This is a genomic window from Arthrobacter sp. Dra40 (assembly GCF_059091905.1).
Map to the genome: position 1 here is coordinate 1 of NZ_JBNHHB010000124.1, position 15,013 is coordinate 15,013.

Sequence of the window (15,013 nt, forward strand, 5' to 3'; positions counted from 1 at the left end):
AAGGCGAGCACGTCAAAGCCGTGAAAGCCTTGGGCGGCCAGGTCATCAAGCTCGGCCGCGGCGTCGGCTACCTGAACATCCTCGACCCCGGCCAGGCCATCGAAGCGGCCCAGCTGCTCGAAGACAGCGGCCACCACGAAGATGCAGCCAGGGTCCGCGCCGACGCTCACGGCCGTCGCCTGACCATGGTCGTCTCCCTCATCACGATCAGCCGAAACAACCCTCCCACGGACCAGGAACAAACGATCCTGGACCGGGCGCTGCGCGTCCTGGACGAACGCTTCGACGGCGTCCCGGTCCTGAAGGACCTGCTGGACGTAATCGTCTCCGCCCCGGACGAGCTGCGGCAGGTCGCGCTGGACCGCGGCGACATGAACGTCTACCTCCAGGAGACCCGGGCGCTGGAAGCAACGCTGCTGGGCCTGACCGGGGGAGGAAAGCTCGGCGAAATCTTCTCCCGTCAGACAACTAACCCAATGAAGCGTGACCGGGCCGTGGTCTTCGATGTCTCCAGCATTGACGAGACCGAGACAGACCTCCAGGCCGCCGTGCTGCTGGCCTGCTGGTCCTACGGCTTCGGCACCGTGAATGTCGCCAACGCCCTCGCCGACGCGGGGCTGGAGCCGCGCCGGAACTACTTCGTGGTTCTGGATGAGCTGTGGCGGGCGCTGCGTGCCGGGAAAGGCATGGTTGACCGGGTGGACGCCCTGACCCGGCTCAACCGGTCCGTCGGCGTCGGGCAGATCATGATCTCCCACACCATGTCCGACCTTCTGGCACTGCCGGCAGAAGAGGACCGGATGAAAGCCCGCGGCTTCGTCGAACGCTCCGGCATGGTCATCTGCGGCGGCTTGCCCGCCTCCGAGATGCCGCTGCTGACCTCCGCGATACCCCTGTCCCGGCAGGAACAGCAAAAGCTCATTTCCTGGCAGGACCCGCCAGCGTGGGACTCCCGAGGCATCGACGTCGAACCGCCAGGGCGTGGGAAGTTCCTCATCAAAGTCGGCGGCCGCCCCGGGATCCCGGTCCAGGTGGGCCTGACCTCGGTGGAGCACGGCCCGGACGGGGTCAACGACACCGATGGGAAATGGCACGGATCCCCGGAGCCGATCCTTGACCCGGCCGCACCCATCGTGCCGACTGAAGGAGGCACGCTGTGAGCGCACCGAACCGCAAAGGCATGGGCCTCGGGGACGCCATCCTCGTGTGGCTGGCCATCGGCTTTATCGTCTTCTTCGGTGGCGGCACGTACGCGGCCGCACACATCGGCTCCTGGATGGCCGGCATCGACGCACCGCCAGCGCACCCCATTGACCTGATCGCCGGACTGATCAAGGGCAAGGTGCCCTGGCCCACCCAGTCCACCATCGTCGTCTGCGTCATGGCCGGGCTAATCCTGGCCCTGGCCGTCGTCGTACTGGTGGCGTGGCGGCAGGGCACGTCCAAGCGTGCCCGCGTGGACAAGGCCGCCCGCTACCTCGGCCGCGGAAAGTCCCTGGCCGCGTTCTCTGACAAGGGAGCGCAGGCCAAAGCCGAACGGCTGGGAATCAAGGACAACCCCGGCATCGTCGTCGGCAAGGTCGTCTCCACAGGCCAGAAATTCGTCCAGTCCTGGGAAGACCTCAGCCTCGACATCTGGGGACCCCGGACCGGTAAATCGACCTCCCGGGTGATGCCCGCGATCCTGGACGCACCCGGCGCGGTGGTCTCCACGTCGAACAAGCGCGACGTCGTAGACGGCACCCGCGGCGTCCGCGAAGCCACGGCCCCGGTGTGGGTGTTCGATCCGCAGAAGATCGCCCAGGAGGAACCGGACTGGTGGTGGAACCCGCTCTCCTACGTCACTGACGAAGAGAAGGCGTACAAGCTCACCCAGCACTTCGCGGTCGGTTCCCGGGTTCCTGGGTCGAAGCCGGATGCCTACTTCGACCCCAAAGCCGAAGACATTCTTTCCTCGTACTTCCTCGCGGCAGCACTGGGCGGTCTGCCGATCACGCAGGTCTACCTGTGGGTGACTGAGCAGGTCAGTCAGGAACCCATCGAAATCCTCCGTGAGCATGACTACGAGCTGCAGTACAAGGGCCTGGAGTCCACGCTGAAGCTGGCCGACAAGCAGCGAGACGGCATCTTCGGCACCGCCGAGAAAATGATCCAGTGCCTCAAGAGCCGCAACACCCTTCGCTGGGTCGCCCCGACAGGCGGCGCAAGCGTCGCAAGTGAGGCGCGACGGCAGTTCAACCCCCACGCCTTCGCTGCCTCCCAGGAGACCATCTACATCCTCTCCAAGGAAGGTGCCGGCTCCGCGGCACCGCTCACCACCGCCCTCACGGTCGCCATCGCCGAGGCCATGGAGGAACGGGCCGAGCGCAGCGGCGGCCGACTGCCCAAACCTGCGTTGTTCGCCCTCGACGAGCTGGCCAACGTCGTCCGCTGGGCCGGCCTGCCGGACCAGTTCAGCCACTACGGCTCCAAGGGCCTGATCGTCATGGGCATCCTGCAGTCCTGGTCCCAAGGCGTCGAGCTCTGGGGAGAAGCGAACATGCGGAAGATTTGGTCGGCCGCGAACGTCAAGGTCTACGGCGGCGGCGTCGCCGAAGAAGGCTTCCTCCGCGCCCTCTCTGACCTGATCGGCGACTACAGCTACATCAATGTCTCCGTCTCATCCGGCAAAACCGGCTCAAGCCGATCCCGCCAGGAAAGCAAGGAACGCATCTTCGACGTCTCCAACCTCGCCGAGCTGGACCGCGGCCGCGCCGTCGTCCTCGCCTCCGGTGCGCCCGCCACATTGGTCCGCACCATGCCCTGGTACACAGGGCCGCACAAGGACGCTGTCGAAGCGTCCATCAAGAAGTACAGCCCGCAACCGAAGGACGAACCAGTTCCGGTGGCAGCGGCACCGGCCGCAAATCCATGGGTGACGAGGTAAGGGACTAGGCCATGACGATAGAAATCGGACGCTTCGGTGAAACTCCCAGCTCGGACGTGCAGGAAGCTGGCGCTGATGGCGACGAGCAGCAGAAGCCCCCGCAGTTGGTCTACGGCTCGGCCGAAGAGTTCCTGCACGAACAGCTGTTGCCCACGTACGTCCGCGACGTGGACGGCCGCGCAGCGAAGTGGTGCATCGAATGGTACTTCCACCCGGAGGCCGTCTCACGCGTAGAGGCGCTGTGGCGGGCCTGGGAACACCTCAGGCTCGACGGTGCCACCGGCATGAGCGTCTGGTTCAAGGACCACGCAGACCACCACATGAGCGTCCTCCTGGACCCGCGTGGTCCGTTCTACAAGTGCGATATGCAAAAACACCGCGATCCGGAACACCTGGAGCCAAAGAAGGCACCCCAAGGCTGGTTTCCCGATGTAAGACGGCAAAAGTCCTGAGTCTCACCGTGCCTGGCAGGAACCGGACAGCTTGAAACGAAGCCTGAATAGCTCGAGGCTGGATAAGGGACATGGTGGAATAGACCGTGCAGATGACGCTGAGCGAACTTAGAACCGGGATCGAATCCCTGCCATACCGTGAAGTTGCTGACCGGCTGGGCATAGAAGACCCTGAAGCACATGCCCGTGTTATGGACGTGTTACTCATCTGGCATGAGGCCCTCAGCCCGGACTACGAGTTTCTTTCAACATATGAAGAGTCAGTCCTGCAGGGTCAAAAATCCATCGATGATCACAACACTGTGGTCGAGCAACTGGGGACTGCCCTGAAGCAGCTGGATCCGAACAATATCGTGATCTGGAGTGGCTACCTACTAAGTACCCTCCACAAGTATGTCGCCAAGGCGGGACGGATGGCTTTGGATAAAGCCGGCAAGTATGAAGGCGAGGGGCAAAAGGCAGAAGCTCAGAAGGCCCGGGACGAGCGTCGCAAGACCTTGTTGCTGGAAACGCGGATTGACCAAGCTGAGCTCTCCCAGCACCTTCGGGCGGCCGTGAACCATGCAAAGACAACCGTCCAACAAGTCGAGGCGGCAGCTGTCAGTGCACAGACCGCCGCCGGCTTCGTATCGGGCGCAAAGTTAGCGGATAGGTTTGAAAATTTATCGAAAGACCATCTGCAGACCGCGCACACATTTCGCCTGCTGACGGTTGGGGGCGTTGCTCTCGGTGTTTTAGGGACGTTTTTCCTAGCGTTCCTACCCGTCTTTTCCGGTGGAGAAGCAACGACAACTGGAGATGCGATCCTCAGAGTCTCGCTTCTGGGTGCTGTCCTAGGGTTGGCAACGTATTTCGGTAGGCAAGCCGCATACCATCGCGACTTGGGTACTTGGGCCAGGACTATCAAAGAGCAGTTGCTTACCTTTGATGGCTACGTGGAACCCTTGAAAGATCAGGATCTTCAAGACCATCTGAGAGCAGCTTTTGCTGCACGTGTATTCGGCCCGTCGCCGGAATCTAAGGAAGATCCCGGGCTGACGCTGAGCTCGTCCTTTATGAGTGAACTACTAGCAGCGGCCGGGAAATCCGGCGCTAATGCTACGAAACCTTAGTTCCAAAGAACGGAGTGTCACCGGAAAGGTGACACTCCGTTCTTGCGGCCGATCAGCGGGACAGTCCACCCTTGCCTCGTTCGGCGCCCACTGCTGCCCCTGCGCGGGACTTTCTGGCCTTAGTGGCCGTCTTGCCCTTAGTGATGGCTGCGCTGGGGTGTGTACCCTCGCTGCGTGCCGCAGTGAGCCGCCCACGGATTTGGGCCTCATTGGCACCGCTGGTCTCTAGGGACTCCGCGAATTTGGCGTGGTGTTCGGCTGAGCCGTAGCTGGCAGTTGATGCAGTTTCCGCTTTGAGTGCTTGGTTCTTCAGTTGGCTGCTGTCGTTGCCTGTGACGCGGTTTTCAATTTCGCGGCCGACGCCTTCGAGTCGGGCGAACAGTTCCTTCTCGGCCCGTTCATATCGTTGCTCCATCGACGCAACTTGGGAGCCTGTGAATCCACCCTCGGCCAGGAGCTTGGCCTCGTGCATCTCCTTGGCTGCTTTGACGAACTGGGGATCTTTGAAGTGGGATTCGCCGGCACCGTTGATGGTCGCGTTGGTTTCTTTGCGCAGCTGCTCGATGTCGGGACCGTTAATCCCGTCCTTGCCGATGAGGAACATGCGCTCCTTGATCTCAGCGTCTGCAGCCGCAGCGGCCGTGGGTGTTTTCGCGTTGTGGGCACGCTGCAGAGCCTGGGCCAATTCAGGGTTTGCCAGATACTCCACGGGAACCTGGTGGCGCTCCATTTCAGGTGCCAGCCTCGTCGCCTGGGCCCGAGCTTCTTCTGCCTGCGCAGCCGCGATCAGCTGCATAGCTTTCTCGTGTTCGGCAGCGGCTTTCCGTGCTTCCTCCTGACTACGTGCCAGCTCGTCTCGCCGGGCGTTTTCGGTCGCGATGGTCGCGATTCCTGATTCAAGGTAGGCGGCGTCTGCGCCGACGTCGTGTGTGTCGATGCCGTACCGGGCGAGGACTTCTTCGCGGACTTTTGTAGAGGCGTCAAGTGCGGTTGGGTCGTGGTCTTTCCAGCCTTCAGCGACGGCGTGTGCCGTGGCGATGTCCGCCGGCCGTGCCTTGTCCCACCACTCGTCCTTCTGTACGGGTGCGAGGACGGCGAGGGCTGAACTGCGTTCAGCCGTAAGGCGCGCTTGGGCTTCGTGCGCCGCCTGGGTGTCAAGGTGTTCCTGCTGTCGCTGGGCTTCCTGCCGGCGGCGCGCCAGGGTCTCGGCGATGCGTGAGGCGATCATCAGGGAGTGCCGCATTCCGTTGTCGAGGAAGTCGTCGATGCCGTCTGATTCACTCATGGTGTTCCCCTTGCACTAGTGGTGTGATTCTTAGCGGTCGAGTCCCGGCCCGGTGTCGCGGCTGGGCTGATAGGTCTTCGCCGGCGTGGCCGGCGTGGGTGTCGTGGGGACCACCGAACCGGGTCGGAGTGGGGCGATGCCGCGGCGCGCAATATCAACTGCCCTGAGCGGCACCGCGGCCGCTTCGGCGGCCTGCTGTTCTGCTCCTACGGGAACGGCCTTGGGCATCGTCGCGGTGAACGGGGCCAGTTGGTTTTCGACCACCGATCGGATGCGCTGGGCTTCCCGGGCACGGCCGGACTGGGCGTGCATCTCGTACACAGCAAAAGCGGTGTTGATCAGCTGCACCATGAGTGCTGTCTGCGCTGCAGTCTTGTTCTTACTGGACGCCGCCATGAACAGCATGGCCGTACCGGCAATGGACGGAAGTGCGACGGGCTTGCCGTGCTGCCTGGGCGCGCGGAGCTGGGCGGTGCGGGACAGTTCCGCGGCCGTAGCGGCCAAGGGTCCGGGGGTGGGCTCAAGCCGGTAGGACCAGGCAGCGAAGGCGCCTGAAACCTCCCGGGCGGCCTTGGCCCAGGTCGCGTGATCATCGCGCGGGATCTTGCGAAGCTCGTCAGCCAATGCGGCGGCATTGCGTGTGTATTCCACCCATACCTGCGCCGGCGGTGTTGCCCTCTCAGGGCCGGTCCTGGACACGGTGCGCTTGTTCCTGGCTGCTGCGTTCCACTCGGCTGCGGCCTCGGTTGCCAGCTGTGGTGAGTCCATCCATGCCTCACGGAGTGCGCCCAGTTTCAGGTCAGAGGCAAGGGTTCCTCCGCCGAACCAGATTGGTCGCTCACCGGCTTTTGGCCGTTCGGCTACGGAGTAGCCAACGATGACGTCGGTGGTGTTCTTGGCGTAGCGGGGGCGGACCAGCATTCCGGTCTCTCGGGCACGGCGGACGAATTCACCTTCGGTGGCCGAGGACGTGGCGCAGGCGCGGACTTTTCGTGCCAGGGAAGCGCGGTGCATTTCGCGCTCGTCACGGACGGCGGTGGCCTTCTCGGCCCGGTCGTAACCTCGTGTGGCGTGCACGGTGGAGAGCTGTTCCAGCCCGTACTTGACCTCCAGCTCGCGGCAGGTTTGCTGGGCTCTTTTGTAGTCGCCGTGGGTGGAGGCTTTGGTGCCGTCCTCGCGGACCAGGGACACGGCGATGTGGATGTGGTGGTTGCCGTTCTCGGACGTGCCGTGGTTGATCGCAGCCCACCGGCACTGCGCCTTGCCGCTGGCTTCGGTGAAGCCCATCGCGTCCACGAAGTCGTTCGCGATATCGCCCCACTGCTGATCGGTCAGTGCGCCTTCCTCTGCGCGCAGGCTCAGCGAGCAGTGCCACACGTCGGCCTGCTTGTGTCCGAACGGAACGCGTTCTTTCTTGACCGGGTCCCAGCGGAAATCCTTCTGCAAGACCTCAACACCGAAGGCCTTGCGCGGCTGGTCCAGATGCTTCGCGATCGCCAGCGCATCGGCGTGGTCCAGGACCCCGTCGTCGTACCACGCCATGATCGCCGCGTCGCTGGCGACCAGGTGCGGGTCGGTGTGGGCGTTCTTCGTCTTGTCCGCATCGGTCGACGCAAGATACACCAGGAGCCCCGCCATTCTCGAGCCACGGGTGATGTTAGGAATCATCTCCCTACATCAGCCCCTCGACCGCGCGGTCGATCCGCCCCGCCACCTCACGCACATACCCCAGCACCGCGGCCGCATCCTGCGGGAAATCCTCCCCCGCGTTGGCATGCCGGGCGATCTGGTTCACGTTGTTCGACACCCGCGCCAGCAGGGTGTGCAGGGCCATCAGCTCGGCCATCGCCGCCTTGCGCTGCGTGGGTGTCTCGGCTGACTCGGACAAAGCAGCGGACATCAGCAGGTTCGGCACCGTCACCCGCTCACGCGCAGCCCGGGCAACCAGCCGGGCTTCCTCCTCCGCGGTCACCCACACGGTGCGCCGCTTCTTAGAACCGGCCGGCGCATTCTCCCGCCGCCGCTTCCCCAAACGGCCTCGTCCGATCGGTTCCTCAACCAACGCGCTTTCACCGCCCTTCCCACGAACCTCCGAATGCCCAGCGCAGCGACCCCGGAACCCGGGGACCACACCCCCAGTGTGCCCGACTCGACAACAAATGTCGAAAGGTTTCACCACTTACGGGTACGTAAGTGTATAGCTTGCTCCGCCGGGGCTGCCTTTCGGGGGTCACACACCCTGGAGGCCGTGAACCGGACCTGTCGTGCCATCCGGTTAGGCTGGCTCCGCCGGGGCTGCCTTTCGGGGGTCACACACCCTGGAGGCCGTGAACCGGACCTGTCGTGCCATCCGGTTAGGCTGGCTCCATGGCTACCCTCGATATTGAACAGACACGCAACCAGGCCCGCGCACTCCTGGACTCACGCATCGAATCCGTCACCGCACTGGTGAAAACCCGCCAACGGATCACCGACCTCAAAGCACAGCTCGCCGAAGCCGAGCGCGACGACAAGCGCGCCTACGTGCGCGCCACCAAGGACGGCTGGAGCCCCGAGGAACTCAAGAAGCTCGGACTCGAATCCGGCGCCGCCGGCCGCCGCAGGAAGGTCGCCGGCCGCCCCGCCGCCAACGACTCCGAGGCACGCACAGAGAGTGCCGCCACACCGCCCAACCAGTAGCATTTCCCCTCGCCCACCTGTGCACGGCAAAAGCTAAATCCTTACGGTGATTGAGGCTGGATAGGGGGCGTTGTAGGCTCTCGACCAACCCAGGGGTGCCGGGTATGGCTAAAAGCTAAATGGCCGGACTTTGAGTGACGGCTCCGAAGGATTGGCCGCCCGGCATCCCGCGATGGCTCGACCGCTAATTGAGAGACGCGACCCGATCGCCATGTAAGGACACGACGGCGCGGCCATCTGCTTGGGCCCTTACCAGGACAACGCGATGGAGGGATACATGCCTGAACTCTGGGCCGGCATCGACGCCGGAAAAGCTCATCACCACTGCGTACTCATCGACGACGAAGGAAACCGGCTGCTATCCCGGAAAGTAGCCAACGACGAGGCCGCACTCACTGAACTTCTCACCGATGTCGGTGCCCTCGCCGCTGGCAAGGAAATTCTCTGGGCCACTGACCTGAACCGCGGCGGCGCCGCGCTCCTGATCGGCGTACTCGAAGCCCACCAGCAAACGCTGGTCTACATCCCGGGAAGATCCGTTTACCACGCCGCCCGCACCTACCGCGGAGACGGGAAATCAGACGCCAAAGACGCCGCCATCATTGCCGACCAGGCACGCATGCGCAGGGACCTTCAACCCATCCGAAGCGGCGATCAAATCAGCACCGACCTGCGGCTGCTCACCTCGCGCCGCACCGATCTGGTCTGTGATCGAACCCGTGCCATCAACAGGCTCTGCGCCGTCCTGCTCGAGTACTTCCCCGCCCTTGAAGCAACCAAAGCAGCGAATTTACCTTGACAATCCCTATTGAGAATCCTCCGGGCTTTTCCCGCACACACCTGGACGACGGGACCCACCCCGACCGGCTGCACACAACCGCCAGCTCACCACCGCACCCGGCACTCACCACCGCGCCCCGGCGGTCATGCACAGCCTCCACGTGGGGCGGTTGCCAGCGGCAGAGTTTTTCGACAATCCTGCCGAGGGGGCCGAGGGGCGCCGCAAATTCGATGCGGTCAATCATCATGGTCTTGTCGCCTTCGTCGCGGGACTCGTGGACATGTCGGAAGCGCCGGGCTACGGTCTTCAGCGCTGAGGGGCGCCAGAGTACAGTCAGCACATGGAAGCTCACCTGATAGATCCCCGTGATCAGACTTCGGAGGTCGCCAGTCCGACATACCGCGTCTATTTCTGGACAGACGACGGTGCCGCGAGTGAAGAGTGGGAGCTGACCGGCACTGACCTCGATGAGGTCCTGGAGTGGATTCCAACTCGATCCGAGGGACGCTCGCACAGCCTCTGGGCAGTGGTTCGATCACCAGGCGACGTCTGCCATGTACGTCTTCGCGGCATCGACCTTGATGCACAGCCCGGAACGTGGCCCAGCTGGGCGGGTCAGGTGCATTAGTGAGTCATCCCTCAACGCCACCGCCTCACGAAAGGTTCGCCAAGGACTGCCCGCGCCAAAACACATGGCCACCGAAGCAGCGCGTCTCGTCGGGTGGAGCAGGGCAGCGCTCTGCCGCCGCCAGCAAGCCCTCCCGGTATGGGTGTACAAGCCAAAGCCGCCAACTACACCTACGATCCCTGGGGCACCACTACCGCAACCAGCACCAGGCAGGGAACAACCGCTTTGCGCGATGGGCATTCCCGCTGCTGCATGACGGATCTTATGGATCTCTCGTCTGGCAAAGAACCCGAAAAATAAGCTAAAACCCCTAAGCTCCGTCGCATCACTCAAGGCGGAATCGACGTCTTCGCCCGTGACTGAGAACGTCGTTTCAATATCCTGATCCGTCCATGTTGAACACCACCGACAACGCTTCTGCGACGACGTCGTGATCAACCGCAGGAGTATGATCACGGCATGGACGCCCCGGCGAAGGATCCACGCCCGACCGTGCGCATGTTTCCGGACTATGCGGACACCGTGCTGTGGTTTACCGGCCCCGTCGGCTACGACCGCACCGGCCTGACATCAGGACTCGTCCACGACCTCCAGGAATGGGAGCAGTCATACTACGATGCCCTGACCCCGGACTTCGGCTGGAAATCGGCAGATCTGGCCCGCCGGTTTACCGAGGCAGGCAACCGCCTAGCCCGGCGCGTGGCGAATGAACTCGGCGACGGCTACGAGATAGAGTTCGCCACCTACGAGCCGGACGTGCCGGCACGACGGTTCCGCGGAACCGGGCCCGCCCTCAACACCCGGGCGGCTGCCGCCTTCGACGCCCTGGCAGCGGCCGTGAAAGCAGAACAGGACGAGACCGCCCGTGCCCGGGCAGCAGCCCGGCGCGGGGAAAGCCCTGGATGGTACGCATACTCCCCGCTGTCCGGTGCCGTCTTCAAACCGCCCCGGGCGGAACAGGAATAGGCAAACCGCACCCGGCTGGCTCCCCAGAACCTCAACCGGCCAAACAACTCTGACAAAAGCGCGCCACTTACCGCTGCAGTTCACAGTTATGGGTCTGCGCCGAGACGACGAGATGCCTTGGCGCCAGCCCGTCCCGTTCCTGCGCCGGCTACTCCGTAAGCGCTAGTAGTCCAATCCCTGCGCCTCCCCTACGCTTGAGCCCATGACGGAGGCGCTGATCTTTGGCTCGGCTCTCATTGGGTTTGGTATTGCTGTGCTCACTGACATCCAGCGCGACTCGGGAAATCAGACTGGGCGAAAAATGGTGTGGGCTGCTCTATGGGTGGGTTTCCTCCTCATACTGGTTTCGGCCTATCCGTCGTTTTGGGCAATGCTTTCCGCAGGTGTTGGTGCGTTCGTTGGTTTGGGTTATCGCAGGTGGCTCCGAAGTCGAGCCGAACAGAGCTAGATCGAAGACCATCCACGTTGCCGGCAGACCCAAGGACGAATGCCGCGATGGGGGGGTCCTGTCCCGGGTACAGCATCCAAATCAACGTCACCCGACAGGGCTTCGTCAGCCCGTCCCATTCCTGCGCCGGCTGCTGTGACGCTGACATTCCTTCCCACCCGGTCCTATGGGATTTATAAGGTCAGCTGGCTACACTGCCCCACATTGGGCAGTATGCATTGGCGAAGCCGAGCGGAGTTGTCGTGAAGAAGAACAGCACAGCAGTCCTGGCCATTTCGGTTCTCGCAGTGCTTCTGACCGGCTGCGGAAACTCTGCCGGCAGCGGAGCTTCAGGCAATATCGTCACCGGGCCGAACGGCGAAATGCTGCTGGTGCACCCACGCAGCGCCCAGGCGAACTCCGTGATGGAAGCCGCCTTCGACGGAACACTTATCGTAGGCGAGGACGATTGCATAATCGGGAGGACCAGCGATGGGCGGGACTTTGGTCTGCTGTTCCCGGCAGGGGCACGGTTCGGAGCCGGTGACCCGCCGACCGTTGAGGTAGAAGGCCATTCCCTAAGGATCGGAGATCTCGTCAGTTTCGGCGGCGGATCCCTATCCCGTAGCGACATTGGAAAGATACTGGGTGGTGCACCGGATCAGTGCCTCCGCGAGGAAACGTTCTACGTCCAGACTTTCTAGCACAGACCCATCTCGTCAGGCTCCAGATAAGGAGAAGGACGGGCGCCAGCCCGTCCCATTCCTGCGCCGGCTGCTAAACCGGCGATAGTCCCGCGTGCGATCCGGAGGTGTTGGAAATGTATTGGAGCAAGCTTCCCGGCGTCGCCGTCTGTGCAGTCTTGGTGGCCATTGCAGTTACCTCCTGCACCAACGACTGCGGTCCTGCCGCTCTCAGGATCGACAAGGAGTCGGTCAAAGCCGGAGGAACGCTCACGGTATCTGCAGGGGCTGCCAGCTGCGATCTGAGGTACCCGGATCCTAAGACATACTCACTACAACTGATCGATGACCAGGGCCCCGTCGGTGGTCAGGCGGTAACAACGCCAGTTAGGCCGGATGGATCATTCAGCCAGCCGTTCACCATTCCTGCAGACACCCCGGCCGGGAAGAAGACCATCCACGTTGCCGGCAGCCCCATGGACGAATGCCGCGATGGGGGGTCCTGTCCCGAGTACAGCATCCAAATCAACGTCACCCGATAGGGCTTCGCCAGCCCGTCCCTTTCCTGCGCCGCCTACTGGGCCGACGCTAAGCTTCCTCCATGATGGGTCGGCGGAAACCTTACTTATGGAATCCACAAGGGCGGCAGATCTCCCGAACCGGCTTCGTGGCCGCCTCCGCGGTCCTCACCGCAATAGTGATGAGCGGCTGCACAGCGCCCCCCGAGCCGGCCCCTGCCCCCGTAAAGGAACCAGTGGCGTCCTATGTGCCGGCAGGCGAAGGCGGCGACGACGCGCTCCTCACCGGAACGCTCCAGTTGGCGGATAATTGCCTGACCGTGACCGATGAGCTGGACCAGACATGGGTCCCGGTCTTTCCCCGAAACGAAACCACCTGGACCGCCGACACGCTCAACTATGCGAACTCCTCCTACACGCCGGGCGAGACCATCGAGCTTCGCGGCGGCGCCACCGAAGTTGATCCGGACCCTGACCTGTTCATCCCGGACAGCTGCCGGAGCATCCCCCGGTGGATGGTGGCGCAAACGGACAACCCCTGACGGCCCCTTGAAGGCGGGTACAGCATCCAAATCAACGTCACCCGATAGGGCTTCGCCAGCCCGTACCTTTCCTGCGCCGGCTGCTCGGCAAACGATAGCTAGCCGGGTGGGAGTCTGGCAGCCAAGGCACGGGTGTAGCTCTCGGGATCGTTATGGGTCTGCGCCGAGACGACGAGATGCCTTGGACTGATGCGCTTGGCGTAGTACCCCTGATAAGGCAAGACCAGAATGGTCTCCAGGCCGGTCTTCCAGGCGTCGATCAGCGCCGGCAAACAGCGACGCTCGGGGTGTTGTTCAAGAGGGAGCTGCATGTAGTTGGGCTGCAGTTGTCTTGACCAGGCATTGAAGGCGTCGAGGTCCACTCCCTCCAAGCCGTGTTCGGCTGTCCAGTCGGGTGGGAATGCCGGGTGCAACGGTTGATCGGGCTGCGAAAGCGTGCGCAGGAGTTCCGACGTTGGGTGGTGGTTCTTCTGGTCCTCTACGCCGTACCACGCCCATGCGCGTGTCCAGGCACGTTCCCAGAGGGCGCTCCAGTCAGCACTCTCCGCGGTCGCAGGAATTTTGGATGATCCTGCATTGGGCGCCGGATCCAACGCAGGAATATTGGCGTCCTGGGCGATGCCCCATGCGCTGCGAATGAAGAGCAGGAGTGACACGTGATGCGGAAAATCCACAGTGATGGCCATGTCGTGCGGCCACGGATTACCAGGCAGGGGGTGAGTCGATCTCATGGATTTCCCTCATCTGAACATGTAGAAGTCAACCCTGGCCTCATGCTAGTTGGTAGCTCCTTGGAGGGCACGCCGCAGCGTGACCGACTCCAACACTGCCTTCACTGTGGATGCGTGCCACGCCTTGCCCTCCGTTTCCAAACACAGAGAAGGACGGGCGCCAGCCCGTCCCTTTCCTGCGCCGGCTGCTGGGCCGGCTCTAGTCCCCTCCACGATCAACCGCCTACTCTTTCGGACATGAGACAGCGGAAGCAGGCCCAGCCCCCACCGCTATGGGCAGTTATCTTCTGGGCAATTACAGGAGCATGGTGGATCTTCGTTGCCGTTATTGATGGATTACCTCGGTTGCGTTGGGTCGGCCTGTTGCTGGGATTGGTGTTCCTCGGTGTTTTCATTGCCCAGTTTCTGGCATGGAGGAAGGCAAAACGATCCGCAGGCACTGAACACCGTTAGTCGCTCAGAGAGAGTGGTCCCGTCCCCTGGAGGGCACGCGCCAGCGTGAATCGTTGAACTGCCTACGATCAAGCCTGCGGCTCGATCAGAAAACCCGCGACGTACTGATTGGTCTCGGCGTCGTACAAGAGCTCTGCCGGTTTTTCCGATTCAACGACCGCCTGAATCTCGGCAGCGTTCTGCTGGCCGCGCAGCTTCTCCAGCTTGGCCTCGACCGCGAGACGCACCGCATTAGGCCTCGAGGGGCTAACGTGGGCGAGCGGGTTTTCCCATTGGACGGTGTCGGCGATGGTGCCGTCGGGCGCACGTACTCCAAGGAACGTTGTTTTGCCTGTTTCATCGTTGAACCGGTAAGCGTACTGGTGCCCTTCGGGAAGCTCACCCAAGGCTTCTTCGCCCGGGAAATATACGAATTCCTCGCCCGGGACCATTTCTGCACTGTCTATGGACTTGTTCTCGTTCGAGACGTCAGTTGGTGATGTAGCTGGAGTGCCAGTTGAACAGCCGGCAGCTAACAGAATTCCCATGGTCAGTGGCAGTAGCCAGAGAGATCGTGTCACCCGCATTATCTGTACCCCTTATCTCTGCCTGGTGGCCCTCCGTCAGTCACACCCGCTCCGACGGTACTGGGTGGAGGCTCTTTCCATGGGGATGACGCGCCTACGCGGCAAGCAGTTCCGGCCTGGTCTCGTGACGTGGCCAGGGCATTGGCCTGACGGCCACTCCTGTGTATGCAGAAGGGTGAATAGATACAGGAGATGTGGGCGCGTGGCGAAGCCGCGCCAGCGTAATTGAAGGCTGTATTGGACTCGGTAACGCTAAGGCGTGCA

At 62.7% G+C, this 15,013-nt stretch carries 15 protein-coding genes and 1 pseudogene; 11 read left to right on the forward strand and 5 right to left on the reverse strand.

What is annotated here, in order from left to right:
• From AC5RWT_RS26530 to AC5RWT_RS26545, 4 genes are all read left to right on the forward strand, one after another.
• Window positions 1-1,160, forward strand: a 1,160-nt coding sequence (locus AC5RWT_RS26530; protein ID WP_494082799.1) for a putative type IV secretion/conjugal transfer ATPase, incomplete at its 5' end; no start/stop codon positions are given.
• Entirely contained in the window at window positions 1,157-2,926 is a 1,770-nt protein-coding gene (locus AC5RWT_RS26535; RefSeq protein ID WP_494082800.1) for a type IV secretory system conjugative DNA transfer family protein, read from the forward strand. The genes AC5RWT_RS26530 and AC5RWT_RS26535, both read left to right, overlap by 4 nt.
• 11 nt (window positions 2,927-2,937) lie before the next feature.
• On the forward strand, window positions 2,938-3,378 hold the full coding sequence (locus AC5RWT_RS26540; RefSeq protein WP_494082801.1) for a DUF4913 domain-containing protein: 441 nt from the start codon (window positions 2,938-2,940) through the stop codon (window positions 3,376-3,378).
• A gap of 92 nt (window positions 3,379-3,470) precedes the next feature.
• A complete protein-coding gene (locus tag AC5RWT_RS26545; protein WP_494082802.1) occupies window positions 3,471-4,490 on the forward strand; it encodes a hypothetical protein in 1,020 nt (339 codons plus the stop codon).
• Window positions 4,491-4,542: 52 nt separating this feature from the next.
• On the opposite strand, the gene AC5RWT_RS26550 is transcribed toward AC5RWT_RS26545, so the two are convergent.
• The 3 genes from AC5RWT_RS26550 to mobC are packed head-to-tail and all read right to left on the reverse strand — an operon-like array spanning window position 4,543 to window position 7,753.
• The gene (locus AC5RWT_RS26550; RefSeq protein WP_494082803.1) at window positions 4,543-5,775 is read right to left on the reverse strand and encodes a hypothetical protein; all 1,233 of its coding nucleotides are present in this window, start codon (window positions 5,773-5,775) and stop codon (window positions 4,543-4,545) included.
• A 30-nt stretch (window positions 5,776-5,805) separates the two neighbouring features.
• A complete protein-coding gene (locus AC5RWT_RS26555; protein WP_494082804.1) occupies window positions 5,806-7,443 on the reverse strand; it encodes a relaxase/mobilization nuclease domain-containing protein in 1,638 nt (545 codons plus the stop codon).
• A gap of 4 nt (window positions 7,444-7,447) precedes the next feature.
• A complete protein-coding gene (gene mobC, locus AC5RWT_RS26560) occupies window positions 7,448-7,753 on the reverse strand; it encodes a plasmid mobilization relaxosome protein MobC (protein WP_494082805.1) in 306 nt (101 codons plus the stop codon).
• A 389-nt stretch (window positions 7,754-8,142) separates the two neighbouring features.
• On the opposite strand from mobC, the gene AC5RWT_RS26565 reads away from it, so the two are divergent.
• From AC5RWT_RS26565 to AC5RWT_RS26595, 7 genes and pseudogenes are all read left to right on the forward strand, one after another.
• Window positions 8,143-8,454, forward strand: coding sequence for a hypothetical protein (locus tag AC5RWT_RS26565; RefSeq protein WP_494082806.1), 312 nt, complete (start codon window positions 8,143-8,145; stop codon window positions 8,452-8,454).
• Window positions 8,455-8,731: 277 nt separating this feature from the next.
• Window positions 8,732-9,226 (forward strand): annotated as a pseudogene (locus tag AC5RWT_RS26570) (IS110 family transposase); the annotation flags it as partial.
• A gap of 1,096 nt (window positions 9,227-10,322) precedes the next feature.
• The gene (locus AC5RWT_RS26575; protein WP_494082807.1) at window positions 10,323-10,829 is read left to right on the forward strand and encodes an immunity protein CdiI family protein; all 507 of its coding nucleotides are present in this window, start codon (window positions 10,323-10,325) and stop codon (window positions 10,827-10,829) included.
• 202 nt (window positions 10,830-11,031) lie between these two features.
• Entirely contained in the window at window positions 11,032-11,277 is a 246-nt protein-coding gene (locus AC5RWT_RS26580; protein WP_494082808.1) for a hypothetical protein, read from the forward strand.
• Window positions 11,278-11,495: 218 nt separating this feature from the next.
• Complete coding sequence (locus AC5RWT_RS26585; RefSeq protein WP_494082809.1) at window positions 11,496-11,960, forward strand: hypothetical protein; 465 nt, start codon at window positions 11,496-11,498, stop codon at window positions 11,958-11,960.
• A gap of 116 nt (window positions 11,961-12,076) precedes the next feature.
• Window positions 12,077-12,481: a hypothetical protein gene (locus AC5RWT_RS26590; protein WP_494082810.1), complete on the forward strand. Its 405-nt coding sequence runs from the start codon at window positions 12,077-12,079 to the stop codon at window positions 12,479-12,481.
• Between the two features lie 212 nt (window positions 12,482-12,693).
• The gene (locus AC5RWT_RS26595) at window positions 12,694-12,999 is read left to right on the forward strand and encodes a hypothetical protein (protein WP_494082811.1); all 306 of its coding nucleotides are present in this window, start codon (window positions 12,694-12,696) and stop codon (window positions 12,997-12,999) included.
• Window positions 13,000-13,097: 98 nt separating this feature from the next.
• Here the strand turns inward: AC5RWT_RS26595 and AC5RWT_RS26600 are convergent, their stop codons facing one another.
• Together AC5RWT_RS26600 and AC5RWT_RS26605 are read right to left on the reverse strand one after the other, a co-directional pair.
• Window positions 13,098-13,685, reverse strand: a complete 588-nt coding sequence (locus AC5RWT_RS26600; RefSeq protein WP_494082812.1) for a hypothetical protein — start codon at window positions 13,683-13,685, stop codon at window positions 13,098-13,100.
• 566 nt (window positions 13,686-14,251) lie between these two features.
• The gene (locus AC5RWT_RS26605; protein WP_494082813.1) at window positions 14,252-14,614 is read right to left on the reverse strand and encodes a hypothetical protein; all 363 of its coding nucleotides are present in this window, start codon (window positions 14,612-14,614) and stop codon (window positions 14,252-14,254) included.
• Window positions 14,615-15,013 lie beyond the last annotated feature (399 nt).